Source organism: Hoeflea sp. YIM 152468, assembly GCF_029210485.1.
Lineage (GTDB): Bacteria > Pseudomonadota > Alphaproteobacteria > Rhizobiales > Rhizobiaceae > Hoeflea.
Genome location: NZ_JARGET010000005.1, coordinates 140,553 through 158,369, shown reverse-complemented (window position 1 = coordinate 158,369; position 17,817 = coordinate 140,553). Strand labels below are relative to the sequence as shown.

At 62.1% G+C, this 17,817-nt stretch carries 17 protein-coding genes; 6 read left to right on the top strand and 11 right to left on the bottom strand.

Annotated elements, in window-relative coordinates; all coding sequences use genetic code 11:
• Window positions 1-11: 11 nt before the first annotated feature.
• The 5 genes from PZ897_RS02785 to topA form a co-directional block, all read right to left on the bottom strand.
• Window positions 12-1,196 (bottom strand): MFS transporter, encoded by a 1,185-nt coding sequence (locus PZ897_RS02785; RefSeq protein ID WP_275749785.1) that lies wholly within the window; start codon window positions 1,194-1,196, stop codon window positions 12-14.
• 280 nt (window positions 1,197-1,476) lie between these two features.
• Window positions 1,477-2,193, bottom strand: a complete 717-nt coding sequence (locus tag PZ897_RS02780; RefSeq protein ID WP_275749783.1) for an NUDIX hydrolase — start codon at window positions 2,191-2,193, stop codon at window positions 1,477-1,479.
• The gene (locus PZ897_RS02775) at window positions 2,190-2,642 is read right to left on the bottom strand and encodes a DUF983 domain-containing protein (RefSeq protein WP_275749781.1); all 453 of its coding nucleotides are present in this window, start codon (window positions 2,640-2,642) and stop codon (window positions 2,190-2,192) included. Before PZ897_RS02775 ends, PZ897_RS02780 begins: the two co-directional genes overlap by 4 nt.
• 63 nt (window positions 2,643-2,705) lie before the next feature.
• Complete coding sequence (rnr, locus tag PZ897_RS02770; RefSeq protein WP_275750129.1) at window positions 2,706-5,069, bottom strand: ribonuclease R; 2,364 nt, start codon at window positions 5,067-5,069, stop codon at window positions 2,706-2,708.
• Window positions 5,066-7,693, bottom strand: a complete 2,628-nt coding sequence (gene topA / locus PZ897_RS02765; RefSeq protein WP_275749780.1) for a type I DNA topoisomerase — start codon at window positions 7,691-7,693, stop codon at window positions 5,066-5,068. Before topA ends, rnr begins: the two co-directional genes overlap by 4 nt.
• 251 nt (window positions 7,694-7,944) lie before the next feature.
• On the opposite strand from topA, the gene PZ897_RS02760 reads away from it, so the two are divergent.
• Complete coding sequence (locus PZ897_RS02760; RefSeq protein ID WP_275750128.1) at window positions 7,945-8,154, top strand: hypothetical protein; 210 nt, start codon at window positions 7,945-7,947, stop codon at window positions 8,152-8,154.
• Between the two features lie 18 nt (window positions 8,155-8,172).
• On the opposite strand, the gene dprA is transcribed toward PZ897_RS02760, so the two are convergent.
• The 4 genes from dprA to PZ897_RS02740 form a co-directional block, all read right to left on the bottom strand.
• The gene (dprA, locus tag PZ897_RS02755) at window positions 8,173-9,324 is read right to left on the bottom strand and encodes a DNA-processing protein DprA (RefSeq protein ID WP_275749778.1); all 1,152 of its coding nucleotides are present in this window, start codon (window positions 9,322-9,324) and stop codon (window positions 8,173-8,175) included.
• Window positions 9,324-9,902, bottom strand: a complete 579-nt coding sequence (gene plsY / locus PZ897_RS02750; RefSeq protein WP_275750126.1) for a glycerol-3-phosphate 1-O-acyltransferase PlsY — start codon at window positions 9,900-9,902, stop codon at window positions 9,324-9,326. The genes dprA and plsY overlap by 1 nt, the downstream gene beginning before the upstream one ends.
• Before the next feature lie 90 nt (window positions 9,903-9,992).
• Window positions 9,993-11,279 (bottom strand): dihydroorotase, encoded by a 1,287-nt coding sequence (locus PZ897_RS02745; RefSeq protein WP_275749776.1) that lies wholly within the window; start codon window positions 11,277-11,279, stop codon window positions 9,993-9,995.
• On the bottom strand, window positions 11,276-12,208 hold the full coding sequence (locus PZ897_RS02740; protein WP_275749774.1) for an aspartate carbamoyltransferase catalytic subunit: 933 nt from the start codon (window positions 12,206-12,208) through the stop codon (window positions 11,276-11,278). Before PZ897_RS02740 ends, PZ897_RS02745 begins: the two co-directional genes overlap by 4 nt.
• A 127-nt stretch (window positions 12,209-12,335) precedes the next feature.
• Here PZ897_RS02740 and PZ897_RS02735 point away from each other — a divergent pair, with 127 nt between their 5' ends.
• The gene (locus PZ897_RS02735; RefSeq protein ID WP_275749772.1) at window positions 12,336-13,994 is read left to right on the top strand and encodes an acyl-CoA dehydrogenase family protein; all 1,659 of its coding nucleotides are present in this window, start codon (window positions 12,336-12,338) and stop codon (window positions 13,992-13,994) included.
• On the opposite strand, the gene PZ897_RS02730 is transcribed toward PZ897_RS02735, so the two are convergent.
• Window positions 13,976-14,926, bottom strand: a complete 951-nt coding sequence (locus PZ897_RS02730) for an AEC family transporter (protein WP_275749770.1) — start codon at window positions 14,924-14,926, stop codon at window positions 13,976-13,978. The genes PZ897_RS02735 and PZ897_RS02730 overlap by 19 nt on opposite strands.
• A gap of 161 nt (window positions 14,927-15,087) precedes the next feature.
• On the opposite strand from PZ897_RS02730, the gene PZ897_RS02725 reads away from it, so the two are divergent.
• Both PZ897_RS02725 and PZ897_RS02720 read left to right on the top strand, forming a co-directional pair.
• Window positions 15,088-15,675 (top strand): hypothetical protein, encoded by a 588-nt coding sequence (locus PZ897_RS02725; RefSeq protein ID WP_275749768.1) that lies wholly within the window; start codon window positions 15,088-15,090, stop codon window positions 15,673-15,675.
• Complete coding sequence (locus tag PZ897_RS02720) at window positions 15,675-16,028, top strand: DUF6105 family protein (RefSeq protein ID WP_275749767.1); 354 nt, start codon at window positions 15,675-15,677, stop codon at window positions 16,026-16,028. The genes PZ897_RS02725 and PZ897_RS02720 overlap by 1 nt, the downstream gene beginning before the upstream one ends.
• Window positions 16,029-16,105: 77 nt before the next feature.
• Here the strand turns inward: PZ897_RS02720 and ruvX are convergent, their stop codons facing one another.
• On the bottom strand, window positions 16,106-16,579 hold the full coding sequence (gene ruvX, locus PZ897_RS02715; RefSeq protein ID WP_275749765.1) for a Holliday junction resolvase RuvX: 474 nt from the start codon (window positions 16,577-16,579) through the stop codon (window positions 16,106-16,108).
• A 90-nt stretch (window positions 16,580-16,669) separates the two neighbouring features.
• Here ruvX and PZ897_RS02710 point away from each other — a divergent pair, with 90 nt between their 5' ends.
• Complete coding sequence (locus PZ897_RS02710; RefSeq protein WP_275749763.1) at window positions 16,670-17,377, top strand: metal-dependent hydrolase; 708 nt, start codon at window positions 16,670-16,672, stop codon at window positions 17,375-17,377.
• A 110-nt stretch (window positions 17,378-17,487) separates the two neighbouring features.
• Window positions 17,488-17,775, top strand: a complete 288-nt coding sequence (gene gatC, locus PZ897_RS02705) for an Asp-tRNA(Asn)/Glu-tRNA(Gln) amidotransferase subunit GatC (RefSeq protein ID WP_275749762.1) — start codon at window positions 17,488-17,490, stop codon at window positions 17,773-17,775.
• The last annotated feature ends 42 nt before the right edge of the window (window positions 17,776-17,817 follow it).

Genomic DNA, 17,817 nt, shown 5'->3' with positions numbered 1-17,817 from the left:
CCGGCTGAAAGTCAAGTCCGTTTTGGGCGCAGCACGATACGAAACACAGTTAGAGCCACATAAAGTGCAAAAAAGAACGCCAACGCCCACGCGAAACCATGGTTGCCGGCGATATCCATCGATACGCCGATGGTCTGCGGACCCACCAGCATGCCCAGCGCATAGCAAAACACAAAGGCTGCATTGGCCGAGGCGAGGTCGGCGCCATGCAGCTTGTCGCCCAGATGGGCCAGGCCGACGGTGTACAGGCCGGCGACGCTGCCACCCCAGAACAACAGGATGACAGCGGTCAGCAGCCAGTTGTGGATCAGGAAGGGCAGGGCGATCGAGCCGATCAGCCCGATGATGGCAAACAGCGACAGCAGCGGTCGCCTGTCTTTCATCTTGTCGGCGATCATTCCGACTGGAATTTGGAACAGGACGTTGCCCAGGCCCATCATCACCAGAAGCAGCGCACCTTGTGATTCGGTAAATCCGGTGCGGCTGGCATAGACTGGAAACAGCGCCAGCCCGCCCGATTCCACCGCACCGAAAACGAACACCGCCGCCGTCGCGGTTGGCACCAGAAAGATGTAGCGCATGAAGGGAAGGTCGGAGGAGACGCCGATGACAGGATCTTCCCTGCGCGCCATCAGGATCGGCACGGCCGCCAGCAGGATCACCCCGGCGCCGATGGCGAACGGCAGGATTCCTTCAGACCCGATAACCGAAAAGATCAGTGGGCCGGCGGCAAAGCCGAGTGAGAGCACGGTGGCATAAATACCCAGAACCAGCCCGCGCCGCGATGGCGGGGCGGCGGTGTTGATCCAGAATTCCGACAAGACGAACAGCACGGTGATCGCGCCGTGAAACACGATGCGCAGCGGAAACCACATCCACAGCGCTTCGGCGTAATAGAACCCCAGCGCACTCGCCGATGCCGCCACAATCGCCAGCACCATGGTGGTGACCACGGTGAGCCGCCGGGCGATCACGGTGGTGATCGGGGCGGCGACCATGGCGGCGACCCCGGCCATTGCCGAGTTCAGGCCAATCATCGACGATGAAACGCCGCGCTTTTCCAGAATGATCGACAGAAGCGGAAGTCCAAGGCCGATGGCGATGCCGACTGCGGTAATGGCCGCAATAGCAGCGAACAATGCCGGCCAGTGGATGTCCTCGCGGATCGCGGGGGAGCGTGAGGAGGAGTGATCCATCTGGATTAGAGCGCTTCATGGTTGGATTGAACCGCGCTGCCGAAGCACGAACGGCCCAAGATCAAGGGAACCGGCGAAGGCCGTGTGAAGAAAAGGCCGCGAGGAAGCCCGAAGCGATCGGGCCACACCGGCTCGATCCATCCGATCTCCGTCTGGCGAACGCCCGCATTCTCAGCCGCCTTCAGGCGCTGCACAACACCGTTCTTGCCAGCATTGGCGCGGGTTTGCTTGTGAGGCGAACGGCAAGCAGGTTTCAATCCAGCCATAAGGAGTTCTCGCCTTAAATCAGCTCGCGAACGAAGCGTCCGTTGCGGAAATAGTAGAACGGAACCGTTTTGCCAAAAGGTAAAGACGGATCTTCCGCAAGCCTCTGCACCAGGTCAGCGAGAATCACCTTGGTGATCCTTGGCAAAGGGTGGCTTTCATGTGCATCGACCGGTAGCCAGCTCAGGTCATGCAGTTCGTCGCTGTCCCTCAACGCCGACAGATCGGCACTCGTCTCGTCGGTAAAACAGGCAAAGAACCGGGTATCGTATCGACGTGGCATGCCCGGCGGCGTAATGGCCCGTGCCAGAAAGCGGAAGCTTGAGACGTCGGGGCGCAGCGATCCGGCATATTCGGCGGGCGTGAGCGACAGGTGCGCTTCCTCGAGCATTTCCCGGGCAGCGGCCGCGGCCAGACCGCGCGCCGCGCTTGGTTTGAAACGGGCACCGGTCCGTTCCAGCAACTTGCCCTTCACCTCGTCGTGCAGCGGCCAGGCAAAGGGAATCCTGTTGTCGGCCGCGTCCCGGCGTCCGCCGGGAAACACGTAAAGGTCGGGCATGAAGGCATGTTTCTTGCCGCGTTTTCCCACCAGCACGCGCGGCGTCGGATGGCTCCGATCGATCAGCAACAGCGATGCTGCATCGTGGGGCTTGCGCGGCCCGTGGTGGGCTTCATTCCGGTGTTTAAGGTCTTCCGTCAGCAGGTCGGCCTTTTGCGCACCTGTGTCGCTCACTGCGGGTCCTCGTGACTGACAGGTGCGAACGCCAACTCATCCGGCTCACCGCCAAATCCGTGCATCCGCAAGGCCCATTGCAATCCGATGACCGCCCCCTTGAGCGGTGGAAGAATGGATAAGCACAGCACGATGCTGATCGGGATCCAGATCATCAGATGCTGCCAGCTTTCAAGGATGAGCCAGCTGTCGGCCATCATGAAACCGGCGACAACAATGTGGCCGACAATGAAGATTGCCAGATAGGGTGGAAAATCATCGGCACGCTGATGATACAATTCCTCGCCACACACCGCGCATTCATCCGCCGGCTTCAGATAGGATTTGAACAGCTTGCCGTCTCCGCATTGCGGACAGCGGCCAAGCAGGCCGCGCTTGACTGCGCGTGAAGTTTCCCTGGGAGCGTCCTGGTGTGCGCTGTGGGCCGTGGTGCCGCCATATTCGAGCATCGCTCTTCTCCTGATCTCAATCAGACGCGACTGGCGCCTGCAATTGTTGGGCCCTTTGCGGTCTCACCGCCGTCCGCGCGAAGGCCGTGTGCCGGGCTTTTTCGGTCCGCCCTTGCGGGCGCGGCCGGATTTGTGAAAGGACCGGGTGCCGGTCGGCATCTTCTGCCCTTCGCTGAGCATCTCGAACCGCATCGACCCGGCGAGCGGAATGACCTCGACGATTTTGATTTCGACGCTGTCGCCCAGGCGATACCCCAGTCCGGTCTTCTCTCCAGTCAGCGCCTGATGCGCCTCGTCGTAGTGATAGTAGTCTAATCCCAATGTTGAAACCGGAATAAACCCATCTGCGCCAAATTGAGGCAGGCTGATGAACAGTCCGGATTTTGTCACCCCGGAGATCCGGCCGTCAAAGGCTTCTCCCAGCCGACCGGCCAGATGATGCGCCACCAGCCGGTCCACCGTATCGCGTTCGGCCGCCATGGCGCGGCGCTCGGTGGTGGAGATTTCCGCGGCAATGGTTTCGAGCGCCGCCTCTTCTGCCGGCGTGATACCGCCTTCGCCAAGCCCCAGCGTGCCGACAAGGGCACGATGCACGATCAAATCCGCATATCTTCGGATCGGCGAGGTGAAATGCGCATACTTCATCAGGTTGAGGCCGAAGTGCCCCAGATTCTCGGGCGAATAGATCGCCTGGCTCTGGCTGCGCAGGACCATCTCGTTGACCATGTCCTGGTAAGGCTCGCCGGCCGCCTTGGACAGAATTCCGTTGAAGGCATTGGCCCGCATTGCCGCGCCGCGTGCCAGCGACAGGCCCAGAGTTCCGAGAAACTCGCGCAACACTTCCTGCTTGGCCAGCGACGGCTGGTCGTGAACCCGATAGATAAGCGGTTGCCGGCGCTTTTCCAAGGTCTCCGCCGCCGCAACGTTGGCCTGGATCATGAACTCTTCGATCAGCTTGTGCGCATCGAGCCGTTCGGGCACCACCACCTTGTCGACCTTGCCCTCAGAGGTCAGCAGGATCTTGCGTTCCGGCATATCGAGATCGAGCGGCTGGCGGCGGGCCCGTTCGCGCTTGAGCACACCATAGGCCGCCCACAGAGGCTTCAGCACGGGATCGAGCAGGGGACCGGAGGTGTCATCCGGATGTCCGTCGATAGCGGCCTGCGCCTGCTGGTAGGAGAGTTTCGCCGCGCTTTTCATCATCACGCGGTGAAAGCGGTGACCAACCTTGCGGCCTTCGGAGGAAAACACCATCCGCAGCGCCAGCGCCGGCCGGTCCTCACCTTCGCGCAGCGAACACAGATCATTGGAAATCCGCTCGGGAAGCATCGGCACCACGCGGTCGGGAAAATAAGCCGAGTTGCCGCGTTTGAGGGCCTCGCGGTCCAGTCCCGCGCCGGATCGGACATACCAGGACACATCGGCAATCGCCACGGTGACGATGACGCCGCCGGGGTTATCTGTTGACGGGTCCGCTTCGGCATGGACGGCATCATCGTGATCTTTCGCGTCGCTCGGATCGATGGTGATCAGCGGGACGTGGCGCCAGTCTTCACGGCCGGCCAGCGGCGCCGGCTTTGCGTTTTCCGCAGCTTCGATCACCTCGGCGGGAAAGACGTGTGGAATGCCGTGGTCGTGAATGGCGATCATTGAAATCGCCTTCTCCCCGTCGACAGAACCGAGAACCGTATGCACCTTGGCGCGCGGCAGGCCCATGCGGGCCGGCTTTGTGGTTTCCACTTCGACCAGATCGCCGTCCTTGGCGTCACCGGTCGAATCAGCGTCGATGGCAAACTCTTCGCCGCGCCGTTCAATCGGCATCAGCCGTCCGCCGCCCCCCGGTTCCGACCGGAAGACGCCGAGGATCAGGCCGCCGCGGCGGTCGAGGATTTTCATGATCCGCGCCGTATAGGTGTTGGTCGTGCCGTGCGGACTGGCGAAAATCCGCGCCAGCACACGGTCGCCTACGCTGGCCGCGGTTGATGGTGTTCGGGATTTGCCCCGGCCGCGACCGGAATTGGACTGCCTGATTGTCACCGTCGGCGCGGCGCCATGATCTTCAAGCCATTCGGCCGGCCGGGCGATCAGGTCGCCTTCGGCGTTGCGCAGGGTGATTTCGAGCACGGCGACTGCGGGCAGCGTGCCGGGCCGCCGCAGCGTCTTCCTGTCCCGCTCGATCAGGCCCTCGTCTTCAAGCTGGCGCAGGACATCCTTCAGTTCCGCCCGTGTGTCGCTCTTGAGCCCGAAGGCTTTGGCGACATCGCGTTTTGTCGCGCGGTCGGGATTCTCGCTGAGGAAACGCAGGATCATGTCCTTGTCCGGCATGTCGCCGCGGCGAAACGGACGGGCTTCGGCTGCCTTTTCGACCGCCTTGCCGGGCCTGGATTTGCCGGTTCCTGGTTTGCGGGGGGGATGTCCCAAGATCAGTCCTTCTTTGCCTTGGCAGCCGCAGGTTTCTTTGCCGCCGCCTTGGGTTTCGCCTTTGCCTTGCTGGCCTTTTTGGCCGGTGCCTTGGTCTTCTTGCCGGAGGTCGCGGCCTTGGCGGCGATCATTTCCAGTGCTTCCTCGACTGTGACCTCAGCCGGAACCTTGTCCTTGGGCAGCGTGGCGTTGATCTTGCCCCAATTGACGTAGGGTCCGTATTTTCCGTCGCGAACCGTGATCGGGCCGCCATCGGGGTGATCGCCCAGCGCCTTCAAGGCTGCCGGTGTGCCGCGGCCGCGGCCGGGCCCCTTGGCCTGTTTCTCGGCAATGACCGTGACCGCATGGTTGAGACCGATGGTGAAGACGTCCTCTACCGATTCCAGATTGGCATAAGTGCCGTCATGCAGCACGAATGGTCCGTAGCGGCCAATGCCTGCGGTGATCATCTTGCCGGTTTCGGGGTGTGCGCCGACATCGCGCGGTAGCGCCAGCAGCGAAAGCGCCTTTTCATAATCGATGCTGGCCACCTCCCATCCCTTGGGCAGGCTGGCGCGCTTGGCTTCCTTGCCATCGCCGCGCTGCACATAGGGACCAAACCGCCCGGTCCGAAGCGTGATCGGTTCGTCGGTCTGCGGGTCCTTGCCCAGATCCCTGGGCTCGTTTGAAAGGGCTGCATCCCCCTGCGCATCCTGATCGGCGGAAAGCTGGCGGGTGAAGCTGCAGTCGGGATAGTTCGAGCATCCGACGAAGGCGCCGTACTTGCCGAGTTTGAGCGACAGGTTTCCGGTGCCGCAGGTCGGGCAGATCCTTGGATTCGCGCCGTCTTCACGCTCCGGAAACACCAGCGGGGCCAAGGCCTCGTTCAGGGCATCGAGCACCTGGGTGACACGCAGCTCCTTGGTGTCATCGATATGCGCGTGGAACTGCGTCCAGAATTCGCGCAGCACGTCCTTCCAGGCCAGTTCCCCTGCGGAGATCCGGTCGAGCTTTTCTTCCAGCTCGGCGGTGAAGCCGAATTCGACATAGCGTTCGAAGAAGTTTTCCAGAAACGCGATGACCAGCCGGCCCTTGGGCTCGGGGGTCAGCCGGCGCTTGTCGATTGTCACATATTCGCGGTCGCGCAATGTCGCCAGTGTCGAGGCATAGGTGGAAGGACGGCCGATGCCGAGCTCTTCCATCTTCCTGATCAGCGAGGCTTCCGAATACCGCGGCGGCGGCTCGGTGAAATGCTGGGTGGCGTTGATCTTGTCCTTGGCGAGCGCTTCCTGCGCATTGATTTCGGGCAAACGTGCATCGTCGTCCCCATCGCCGTCGGACTGTTCGCCGTCTTCCTTGACATCGGTATAGGCAGCAATGAAGCCGTCAAACCGGATCACCGAACCGGTGGCCCGCAAGCCGGCGGACTTGCCCGCGCTGGAGGCGGTGATCTCCACGGTGGTCCGTTCAATTTCCGCGGACGCCATCTGGCTGGCGGTGGCCCGCTTCCAGATCAGGTCATACAGCCGGAACTGGTCGGCATCGAGGTATTTCTTGATATCGTCGGGTGCGCGCTCGAATCCGGTCGGGCGGACGGCCTCATGCGCTTCCTGCGCATTCTTGGCCTTGGTCGAGTAGATTCTGGCCTTGTCGGGCACGTAACGCTCGCCGAAGCGCACCGAGATGGCCGCCCTGGCTTCGTCGATGGCCTCCGGCGCCATCTGCACACCATCGGTACGCATATAGGTGATCAGACCGACGGTTTCGCCGCCGATATCGATTCCCTCGTAAAGCTTCTGCGCCACCTGCATCGTGCGCGAGGCGTTGAACCCAAGCTTTGAGGATGCGGCCTGCTGCAATGTCGATGTGGTAAACGGCGGCGATGGATTGCGCCGGGTCGGCTTGGCTTCAACACTGTCGGCGACAAAGGATGCGCTTTCGAGCATCTCCTTGATCTGTCCGGCACGTTCGCTCCCTGTGACCGACATTTTCGACATTTTCTCGCCGTCATGCGTGGTCAAGCGCGCCGTGAAGCCTTCGCCGCGTGGCGTTTTCAGCTCTGCCGATATCTGCCAGTATTCCTCGGATTTGAAGCGTTCGATCTCGCCTTCACGGTCGCACACCAGTCGGAGTGCCACCGACTGGACGCGGCCGGCGGAGCGGGCGCCTGGCAGCTTGCGCCACAGCACTGGCGACAGGTTGAAGCCGACCAGATAGTCCAGGGCCCGGCGCGCCAGATAGGCATCGACCAGCGGCGTGTCGATCTCGCGCGGGTTTGCCATCGCCTCGAGAACGGATTTTTTGGTGATGGCGTTGAAGACGACGCGGGAGACGGTCTTGTCCTTGAGCGCCTTCTTCTTGGTCAGCACTTCCAGCACATGCCAGGAAATAGCTTCACCCTCGCGATCCGGGTCCGTCGCCAGGATAAGCGAGTCGGCCCCCTTCAACGCTTCCGAGATATCCTTGAGTCGTTTGTTGGAAGTGGTGTCCACCTCCCATTTCATTTCGAAATCCTCATCCGGAAGCACAGAGCCGTCCTTGGCCGGCAGGTCACGGACGTGACCGAACGAGGCCAGGACCTTGTAACCGCTTCCGAGGTATTTGTTGATCGTTTTTGCCTTCGCAGGCGATTCTACTACCACTACAATCATAAGGATGCTCGCACTCGGCTCGGATTTCCGGGATGTCGCGCCATATCGCGTCGTACCGATTTGGTCCACGAGATGTACAGTCAAACGCGTTCGGTCAAGCCCATCGACCGATTTACAGCCATTTCGCAACTCGAATACAACCTTTGCGCGATATGTACTGTATTGCAATTTATGATAATTGGATTATCGTGAATTCGGATCTGCGCACAGGTGCAAAGTGTGGAAGCGCAGACACAGACAAGGGAGCAACGATGCCCACCCGACCTGCGCAAAGCAAGCTGGAACGAGCTCGAAGTGAGCAGAACATAGCCTATATTCGGCAGATGTTGGGTGAATTGCGCGGGGTCGCCCATAGCGAAAATGCAGACATGTTGTGTTACCTGATCGAAATGGCCTACCTTGAGGCGGGCGATGTGCTGGCCGGTCACCGGTCTGCTGCTGTCATGGACAGCAGCCTTTGACGCGCGCGGCCCGGCGTCCTACTCCTCGTCAAACGCCAATGACACCATGCCGCCGGGATGACGGTGCAAGCGTCCGGCAAGATCGAGTTCGAGGAGCACCAGATACACCGTTTGAGCCGGCACGCCGGTGTGTCTGACGATGTCATCGATTTCAGCGGGCGAGGGGCCCAGCGCCTCGACCACCCGCGACCGGTCATCCGCCTGCGGTTCCGGATAAGCCCCGCCATCTTCGCGTTCCGGTTCTTCCATCACCGGCGCCTCGTCCGCAAACAGCCGGCTTGACGGCGCCAGCGCCTCGATCACGTCACGGCTTCCCGTCGTGACGATTGCGCCATCCTTGAGCAGCCCATTGGTGCCCATGGCCCGCGGGTCGAGCGGGGAGCCGGGGACGGCGAAGACCAGCCGTCCGAAATCGGCCGCACGCCGCGCCGTGATCAGCGACCCTGAACGCTGGGCGGCTTCAATCACCACCAGCCCAAGTCCGATGCCGGCAATCAGCCTGTTTCGACGCGGAAAATCCCGCGCCCGCGGCTCCCACCGCATCGGCATTTCGCTGATCGCCAAACCTTTGCCGGCGCAGATCTCGCGGTACAGCGCCAGATTTTCCGGCGGATAGGGCTGGTCCAGCCCGCCTGCCATGGCGGCGATGGTTCCGGTCTCCAGGCTGGCCTGATGCGCTGCCGCGTCGATGCCGCGGGCAAGGCCGGATACGATGGCGTAACCGGCAGCGCCGAGCTCCCGTGCCATGCGCGCGGCCATCTTGGCGCCGGACACCGACGCATTGCGGGCCCCGACAATGCCCACCGAGACCTGGGTGGCCAGCGACAGATCGCCCAGTGCCGAAATCAGGGGCGGGGCTCCGTCGATGCGTCTGAGCGCGGGCGGATAGTCCGGCTCGCCGATGCCGACAAACACCGCGCCGAACCGGCGGGCAGCTTCGAGTTCGCGCTCGGCCTCCTCGATGCTTGCGACACGGATCGTGCGCGCCGCGCCGCCGCGGCGCGACAGCTCCGGCAGCTGTTCGATGGCGGTCTGTGCTGATCCGAAATGATTGATCAGGTCGCGAAATGTGGCGGGCCCGACATTGTCGGAGCGGATCAGGCGCAGCCAGGAGATCCGTTGGCGATCGGAAAGGACGACACCGCGTCGCCCTTCATCGCCGGCAGGCATCAGCCTTTGTCCCCGATTCGACTTTCGGTGCCGGCGAGAAGACGACGGATGTTCTGATGGTGCTTGAGGATGGTGATTGCCGACATCACCACAAACAGCGACGCCACTTCCGGCCGCCCATACAGGTGCAAGGCGATCGGCACCACGATCGCGGTGGTGAGTCCGGCAAGCGAGGAATAGCGAAACAGCCTGGCCATGCCCAGCCAGACGACAGCGAAGACCAACACGATCAGCGGAGCCAGGCCGAGCAGGACACCGAGATAGGTCGCCACCCCCTTGCCGCCCTTGAATTTCAGCCAGACCGGGTAGAGGTGCCCGAGGAAAGCGCCCAGTCCGGCAATCAGCGCCGCTTCCATGCCGAGAAACTGACGCGCGGCGATGACCGCCAGCGTCCCCTTGAGCGCATCCGCCAGCAACGTCGCCACAGCCAGCTTCTTGTTGCCGGTGCGCAGCACATTGGTGGCGCCGGTATTGCCCGAGCCGATGCTCCGGACATCACCGAGTCCGGCCATTCGGGTCAGGATCAAGCCAAACGGAATCGAGCCGCAGAGATAGCCGAACAGCAGCACGCCAAGCATCGCGGAAGGGGAAAGGGACCAACTGATCAGATCAGGCACGACGCGAAATCCTCGCTGCTGACACGGTACACACAGTTTCTATCGCAACAATCAGCTGCGATAGACTGTGACACCGGCAACCAGTGTTTGCAAGACTTTGCCGGTAAACCGGGCATCCTCGAAGGCGCTGTTCTTGGACCGCGAGACGATGTCTTCCTTGGACAGCACCCAAGGGTGTTCGGGATCGATGAGCGCAATATCGGCTCGCGCGCCAATCGCGAGCGTTCCGGCATCAAGTCCCAGAATCCTGGCCGGACGGGTCGACAGCGCATCGATCAGACGCATCAGCGGCACATCGCCGGAATGATAGAGCCGCAGTGCTGCGGCCAGCAGGGTTTCGAGCCCGATGGCGCCGTTTTCCGCATCCGCGAACGGCAAGCGCTTGGTATCGACATCCTGCGGATCATGCGCCGAGACGATGATATCGATGGTTCCGTCCGTCAGCGCCGAAACCATGGCGCGGCGGTCATCCTCGGTCCGCAGCGGCGGCGACAGCCGGAAGAAGGTGCGGTATTCGCCAATGTCGGTTTCATTGAGCGTCAGATGGTTGATCGAGATGCCCGCGGTCACGTCCACTCCGCGGGCCTTGGCGGCGCGGATGACGTCCGACGATTCTGGCACCGAAATGCTCATGGCGTGATAGCGCGCACCGGTCAGGGCAGCGAGCCGCAGATCGCGCTCAAGCGGGATGATCTCGGCTTCGCGCGGAATGCCGGGCAGGCCGAGCCAGCTGGCAAACAGGCCCTCATTCATCACGCCGGAGCCGCCAAGCCTGCGGTCTTGCGTCGCCACCGCGACCACGGCGCCGAAATCGCGGGCATAGGTCATCACCCGCCGCATCACCGCCGGATTGTCGACCGTGTGGCGGCCGTTGCTCAGCATCACCGCACCCGCATCCAGAAGCAGGCCGAATTCGGTCATGTCCTCGCCGTTCAACCCTTTGGTCAGGGCCGCTGCCGGATGAACGCGGACAATGGCTTCATCGCGCGCCAGCCGCTGGACAAAATCGACCAGCGCCACATCGTCGATCACCGGATCGGTGTCCGGCATCATGATCATCGAGGTCACGCCGCCCTTGGCCGCCGCGCGGCTTGCCGAGGCAATGGTTTCGCGGTGTTCGGCGCCGGGCTCGCCAATATGCACGCAGGCATCGACCAGCCCCGGGACCGCGATCAGGCCGGTGCAGTCCTCGATCTCGCAATCGGCCGGGATCTCCGCCCCGGAAAGCTGGGCTCCGCAGGCGATGATTCTGCCGCCGTCAATCAGGATGTCTCCGGTTTCATCCATCAGCGTCGAAGGATCGACAATCCTCACATTTTTCAGGATCCGCGGCGTCATCGGGCCAGCTCCCCGTGCAGCATCAGCGTTTCCATCACCGCCATCCGTACCGCAACGCCCATCTCGACCTGTTGCTCGATCACGCTTTGCGGCCCGTCGGCGACGTCGGAGGATATCTCGACGCCGCGGTTCATCGGTCCCGGATGCATCACCAGGGCATCGTCCTTTGCCAACGCGAGTTTGACAGCGTCGAGGCCGTAATAGTGGAAATATTCGCGCACCGACGGGACGAACGCCCCCGCCATGCGTTCGCGTTGAAGCCTGAGCATCATCACGACATCCGCATCCTTGAGCCCGTCCTCCATGCGCTGGAACACTTCCACCCCCATATGGCGGATTCCGGAGGGAAGAAGCGTCGAGGGCGCAACGACCCGCACCCGGGCGCCCAGCGCATTGAGCAGCAGGATGTTCGACCGTGCGACACGGGAGTGCAGCACATCGCCGCAAATGGTGACGATCAGCCGCCCGACCTTGCCCTTGGCGCGGCGGATGGTCAGCGCATCAAGCAGCGCCTGGGTCGGATGTTCATGCGCGCCATCGCCGGCATTGATCACCGGGCAGGCTACTTTTTGCGACAACAGCGCCACGGCGCCCGCCGACGAGTGCCGCACCACCAGCACGTCCGGCCGCATGGCATTGAGCGTCATTGCGGTATCGACCAGGGTTTCGCCTTTCTTGACGCTCGAATTGGCCACCGACATGTTCATCACATCCGCGCCCAGCCGTTTGCCGGCCAGTTCGAACGAGGCTTGCGTCCGGGTCGAGGATTCAAAAAACAGGTTGATTTGGGTCAGTCCGCGCAGAGTCGAGGTTTTTTTCTCGCGCTGGCGAGAAATTTTCACCGCCGCGTCGGACTGATCGAGCAAATAGTGGATATCTTGCTCCGAAAGCCCCTTGATTCCGAGCAGGTGGCGGTGCGGAAATGACATCGAAGGACCTATGATCTAGAAACTAACGCGTTCATAGAAAGGTTCTGGGGCAGGGGCAAGCGCGCCTGTGCCGGAAATGCGCAATGTCCCCATGCAATGCGGCGCGAATCCCTGTATGCGAGGTGTCATGAGCCCTACCCATGCCTTTGGCCCGCAGGCCGACAATCAAAGTCCGCCCTTTTCCGGCCACAACGCCTATCGCGCTGATCCGCTGCTGAAGGATATTGCGGCCGATTTGCCGCGCGGTCTACGCACCGATTTTGAAACTGTCGGCAAATTTGTGGCTTCGGCGGAAGCCCAGGATCTTGCCCGCATCGCCAATCGCGCGGTTCCCGAACTCAAGACCCATGACGGTTTCGGCAACCGTATCGACCAGATCGATTTCCATCCCAGCTGGCATGCCCTGATGCGCCGTGGAATAGCCGGCGGGCTGCAGGGCTCGGTCTGGGAAGGCCGGCGCGAGGAAGCCGGGTTTGCCCACCAGGCCCGCGCCATCCGGTTTTTTCTCACCGCCGGACTGGAATGCGGACACCTGTGCCCGTTGACGATGACCAATGCCTCGATCGCCGCAATCATGGCCTCACCGCGCATCGAGAAGGCGTGGGCGCCGCAGGTGGTGTCGCGCCGCTATGATTCGAGCAATCGCCCGGCAATGCAGAAAGCCGGTGTGACCATCGGCATGGGCATGACCGAGAAGCAGGGCGGCACCGATGTGCGCGCCAATCAGAGCGTCGCCACTCGCGCCGGGGAAGGGGTTTACCGGCTTTCAGGGCACAAATGGTTCCTGTCGGCGCCAATGTCGGATGCGTTCGTCATGCTGGCCCAGACCGGCTCCGACGGCGATGGCGATCTGAGCTGCTTTCTGGTGCCGCGCATTCTCGAGGATGGCCATCTCAACGGCCTGCGGCTGCAGCGGTTGAAAGACAAGCTCGGCAACCGGTCGAACGCGTCGTCCGAAGTCGAGTTCACCAACACCTTCGGTTTTCTGCTCGGCGGCGAAGGCGAGGGCGTCCGCACCATTCTCGACATGGTGACGCTGACCCGTCTCGATTGCGCCCTGGCTTCCGCCGGCATGATGCGCGCCAGCCTGGCCGAGGCGGTGCACCATTGCCGTCACCGGCGGGTGTTTGGTCAATTGCTGATCGACCAGCCACTGATGGCCCGGGTTCTGGCCGATCTGGCGCTTGATACGGCTGCGGCGACCGCCCTGTCGATGCGGCTCGCCCGGGCTTTCGACCAGGCCCGTGACAACCCAACCGAGGCTGCGATAGCCCGGCTGTTGACCCCGGTGGTCAAATATTGGGTCTGCAAGATTGCGCCGTCGGTCATCTATGAGGTGATGGAGTGCATGGGCGGCAATGGCTATGTCGAGGAACGGGCGGTTGCGCGGCATTACCGTGAAGCCCCGGTCAACGCCATCTGGGAAGGGTCGGGCAACGTCATGGCGCTCGATGTTCTGCGGGTGCTCACGCGTGGCCGCGATCTGTTTGATGTGGCGCTGGACAGCATCCAAAAGGATCTGGGTGCGGCGGGTCCGCGCACGGTCGACGTGCTGCGCGCCTGCATGGCGGTCAGCGAACGCGACGAAGGTGCGGCGCGCCTGTTGACCGAACAGTTTGCGCTCGCCGCAGCGGCGGCCGAACTGACCCGCCTGGGAGCCGGTCATGTTGCTGAAGCCTTCGTTGAAACCCGGCTTGGCGGCGCCTGGCGGTCGACCTACGGCATGCTCGATGCCCGCTTTGATGCCCGCCAGATCGTCGAGATGCTTTATCCGCCTGCCACCTGACCGGCGGAGATCAAGCCGACGGCCCACATCACCGCCGGAATGGTAACGAAAGAGACCACTGTCTGCATCGTCGTCACCGCTGCATAAAGCGGCGCGTCGCCGCCCATCTGGCGCGCCAGCAGATAGCCGTTCATTGCGGTTGGCACCGAAGCGCAGAGTGCCAGGATCATCAGCGGCTCTCCGGTCAGGCCGAAGGTCCACGCCAGGCCCACCATGATGATCGGAAACACGATCAGTTTGAGCATGACAGGCGACAGCACCGCGGGTCCCGGCCTGAGCACGTCATTGAGCTTGAGGCCGGCGCCGACCATCAGCAATCCGAGCCCGAGTGACGTCCGGGCGATCAGATCGACCGACTGGGCCACCGGCGGGTAGAGACCGAAGGGCAGGGCGTTGATGATGATGCCTGCGGCACAGCCGAGAATCAGGGGGTTTCCGGCGATCCGCCGTGCCAGCGTGGTCATGTTGCGCGCACCGGTCCCGTACCAGATCAGCATGATCACGTTGATCAGGTTGAGCGGGATGACGATGACCGCAATGACCAGCGCCACCAGCGCCAGTCCGCTGGCGCCCGACAGTTTCTCCGCGATTGCCAGCGCAATGAACGCGTTCCACCGCGATGATGTCTGGAACAGCGAGGTGTAGCGCGAATCCGACATGCCCCAGCCCCGGGCCAGCGGGTGCAGGGCGATGAGCAGCAGCGTCATCACCGCGACCGCGATCAGCGCCACGAGCGCGACGGTGCCGAGTTCGATGCCGCTGAAATCCGCTGTGGCAAGGGTAAGAAACAAGAGAGCGGGGAACAGCAGGTAGTAGCCGAGCGTCTCCAGACCCGGCCACACGCTCTGGTCGATGAACGGCAGGCGTCTCAAGGCCGCGCCGAGAAGCACGATCAGGAAAATCGGCAGAATGCTTTCGAAAATGGGGATCATGGGACACGCCGTATGGAAGGAGCCTTCTCATAAGCGCCTCTGTCGCAAGGGGCAATGGCGGCCGTTAACCTTAACAAATGGTTTACATTGCGTGCGATGGGTGCGGCGTTCATGCTATGGGGAGACGTCAATTCAGTCCCATGAGCTCTAATCAACCCGTGATGATATCAAGCCGCCTGTACTACACCGCGATGATGCTGTTTTGGGTTTGCTACCTGTCGCTGCTGGCGCTGGTTGTGACCTATGCGCCGCAAGGTGGTCTCGAACTGGCGGGATTGGCTCTGTTTGCTGATTCGGGGCTGGTCGAGACGGCCCTGGCCGCGATGACCAACATCGGGCTGTCCCAGCTTGCGCAAAGCGTCGTCCTGGGACTTCTTGGCGGGTTCAGCCTCGCCTCGGCAGGACTGATCCTGTTTGCGGTGCTGTTTTGCGTCTTTGGCCGGGAGCGCGAACAGCGCGAGGCCCGCTCTTTGGCGGAAGGCGCCGTTGTCTGCACCGCAGCGGCGTCCGTTCTGATCAGCGCGATCTCCTTTGCCGGCGGGCAGGCCGGCGCACTGCTGGTGCTGCAATTCAGCGCGCTGGGCGGGCTGGTGCTGACGCTGATGTCGCTGTCCCAATCCCCCATTGTGCCTGACAACTCCGGCGACGATGCGGTGTCGGACCTTGATCAGGTCATTTCCGACCACGCCGCCAATCATGCCGCTTTCAGCGCGCAACTTGCCTCTTTTGCCAAGGGGGGCGGACGCTGATGAAACTCTTTCTCGTCCTCTGGATCATGCCGATCGTGCTTTTGGGCAGCTGGTATGGCCTCTCCTACTACGATATCAATTTCGGCTACCGGATCCTGACCCGCGACCTGCATGATCTGGTGTTCACCATCTATGGAAATCTGCTTGGCATTCCGGCTGAAACGATCCCGCCGCTGGTGCTCAAGGCGGTGATCTTCGACACGTTTCTGGTCGTCGGCTTTATCGTGATCAAGCGTCGCCGCAAGCAGATCTGGGCCGCTCTGCGCGGATACTTCACCAGCTCGGTCAAAGAGGACGGCCACACCGAAACGGTGTCCGCACACCATCAGGCTGATTACTCAAGACCGCACTGATCGCAGCGCAGCGGATTTGTTGACCAGCGGCGCGGGTCCGATATCGTCCAGATGCATCCGTTTGAACGGGGTCAGCCTCACGAGCGCCGCAGCCCGGCAAGACGATCCAGCGCGCCCTGCAAAATGAAGCTGGCGGCAGCGGAATCAATCCGCTCCTTGCGCTTCTTGCGCGACACATCCATCTCGATCAGCGCCCGCTCCGCCGCCACGGTCGACAGCCGCTCATCCCAGAATACAAACGGCAGGTCGGATTTCTCCGCCATACTGCGCACGAAGGCGCGCGTCGACTGTGCCCGCGGCCCTTCGCTCCCATCCATATTGACCGGCAGCCCGATCACCGCGGCGCCGACCCTGTCGCGCTGCAGCGCCGCCATCAGGGCAATTGCGTCAAGTGTGAACTTCTGACGCTTGATCATCGGGCGGGGGGAGGCCAGCCGGAGCGACAGGTCCGACACGGCAATCCCTATGGTCTTGGTGCCCAGATCTATGCCGGCAATGGTTTGGCCCGGCAGAAGCCGCTCGCCCAGGTCCTCGATCGCAATCGCCGCCATATCTGTCTCTCCGCCTTTGCACCACAGCGCCAGCCGCGCTAGATGGTGGGTTTAGCGAACAAGTACCTCAAATGCGAGAGAGGGTAATCCATGAAAATCACCTGGCTAGGCCATTCGGCATTCCGGTTGCAGACCGCCGGCTCGACCATTCTCATTGATCCGTTCTTCAGCGGCAACCCAGGCTTTGAAGGCAACGACCGCAAGGATGCCGTCAAGGGCGTCACCCACATCCTGCTCACCCATGGTCACGGCGACCATGTCGGCGACACGGTGGCCATCGCCAGGGAAACCGGCGCGGTGGTGTTGGCAAATGCCGATTTGGCGGCCTGGCTCGGTCATCATCATGGGCTCGACAAGATAGAGCAGGGAAACACCGGCGGAACCGTTTCGCTGGGCAATTTTTCCGCCACATTTGTCAATGCGCTGCATTCCTCGGCCTCGATCACCTCGGATGGCGTGTCGCATTCGCTTGGCTCAGCCAACGGGCTGATGCTGCATTTCGAGGACGAGCCCGGTGTGCTGCACATGGGCGATACGGATATTTTCTCTGACATGGCGCTGATCAACGAATTGCACCGCCCGGAAATCGGCCTTGTGCCCATCGGTGACCGCTTCACCATGGGCGGAGCCGTGGCAGCACTTGCGTGCCGCAGGTTCTTCTCCTTTGCCAAGGTGTTGCCTTGCCACTACGGAACCTTCCCGATCCTTGACCAGACCGCCGATGCGTTTGTTGATGCGATGGAAGACGACGCCAAAAACGTTGCCGTGCCCAGGTCCGGTGAAAGCATCGAGGTCTGAAGCGCCGGTGCGGCAGACCTGAGAAAGACAAAACGATGGCCCGCGGTTGCGCGCTCCGCCGCGCGCCGCTATAGCGGGGCAACCTGTTCACACCATCTGATGAGGACCTGATGTCCGTAGATCTTGCCACCGTCAAACGTGTTGCGCACCTCGCCCGCATCGCTGTTACAGATGAAGATGCAGCCCGCATGGAAGGCGAACTCAATGTTATCCTGGGCTTCGTCGAACAGCTGTCCGAAGTGGATGTCGAGGGCATTGAGCCGATGACCTCGGTCACGCCGATGGCGATGCGAAAGCGCACCGATGCCGTCACGGACGGCTCCAAGGCCGAGGACATCGTTGCCAACGCGCCCGAAACCACCGACAATTTCTTCCTCGTGCCCAAGGTGGTCGAGTAAGCCGATGCCGGTGTCGGTGGCGACGGGTATCTTCAACGCGAT

Excerpts from the sequence above, each read along its gene's own strand:
- dprA (WP_275749778.1), bottom strand. The coding sequence starts at position 9,324 with ATGCCTGCCGGCGATGAAGGGCGACGCGGTGTCGTCCTTTCCGATCGC.
- PZ897_RS02720 (WP_275749767.1), top strand. The coding sequence starts at position 15,675 with ATGAAACTCTTTCTCGTCCTCTGGATCATGCCGATCGTGCTTTTGGGC.
- PZ897_RS02730 (WP_275749770.1), bottom strand. The coding sequence starts at position 14,926 with ATGATCCCCATTTTCGAAAGCATTCTGCCGATTTTCCTGATCGTGCTT.
- topA (WP_275749780.1), bottom strand. The coding sequence starts at position 7,693 with ATGATTGTAGTGGTAGTAGAATCGCCTGCGAAGGCAAAAACGATCAAC.
- PZ897_RS02740 (WP_275749774.1), bottom strand. The coding sequence starts at position 12,208 with ATGTCATTTCCGCACCGCCACCTGCTCGGAATCAAGGGGCTTTCGGAG.
- PZ897_RS02725 (WP_275749768.1), top strand. The coding sequence starts at position 15,088 with ATGATATCAAGCCGCCTGTACTACACCGCGATGATGCTGTTTTGGGTT.
- PZ897_RS02775 (WP_275749781.1), bottom strand. The coding sequence starts at position 2,642 with ATGCTCGAATATGGCGGCACCACGGCCCACAGCGCACACCAGGACGCT.
- gatC (WP_275749762.1), top strand. The coding sequence starts at position 17,488 with ATGTCCGTAGATCTTGCCACCGTCAAACGTGTTGCGCACCTCGCCCGC.
- PZ897_RS02735 (WP_275749772.1), top strand. The coding sequence starts at position 12,336 with ATGAGCCCTACCCATGCCTTTGGCCCGCAGGCCGACAATCAAAGTCCG.
- PZ897_RS02745 (WP_275749776.1), bottom strand. The coding sequence starts at position 11,279 with ATGACGCCGCGGATCCTGAAAAATGTGAGGATTGTCGATCCTTCGACG.
- plsY (WP_275750126.1), bottom strand. The coding sequence starts at position 9,902 with ATGCTTGGCGTGCTGCTGTTCGGCTATCTCTGCGGCTCGATTCCGTTT.
- ruvX (WP_275749765.1), bottom strand. The coding sequence starts at position 16,579 with ATGGCGGCGATTGCGATCGAGGACCTGGGCGAGCGGCTTCTGCCGGGC.
- PZ897_RS02760 (WP_275750128.1), top strand. The coding sequence starts at position 7,945 with ATGCCCACCCGACCTGCGCAAAGCAAGCTGGAACGAGCTCGAAGTGAG.
- PZ897_RS02710 (WP_275749763.1), top strand. The coding sequence starts at position 16,670 with ATGAAAATCACCTGGCTAGGCCATTCGGCATTCCGGTTGCAGACCGCC.
- PZ897_RS02785 (WP_275749785.1), bottom strand. The coding sequence starts at position 1,196 with ATGGATCACTCCTCCTCACGCTCCCCCGCGATCCGCGAGGACATCCAC.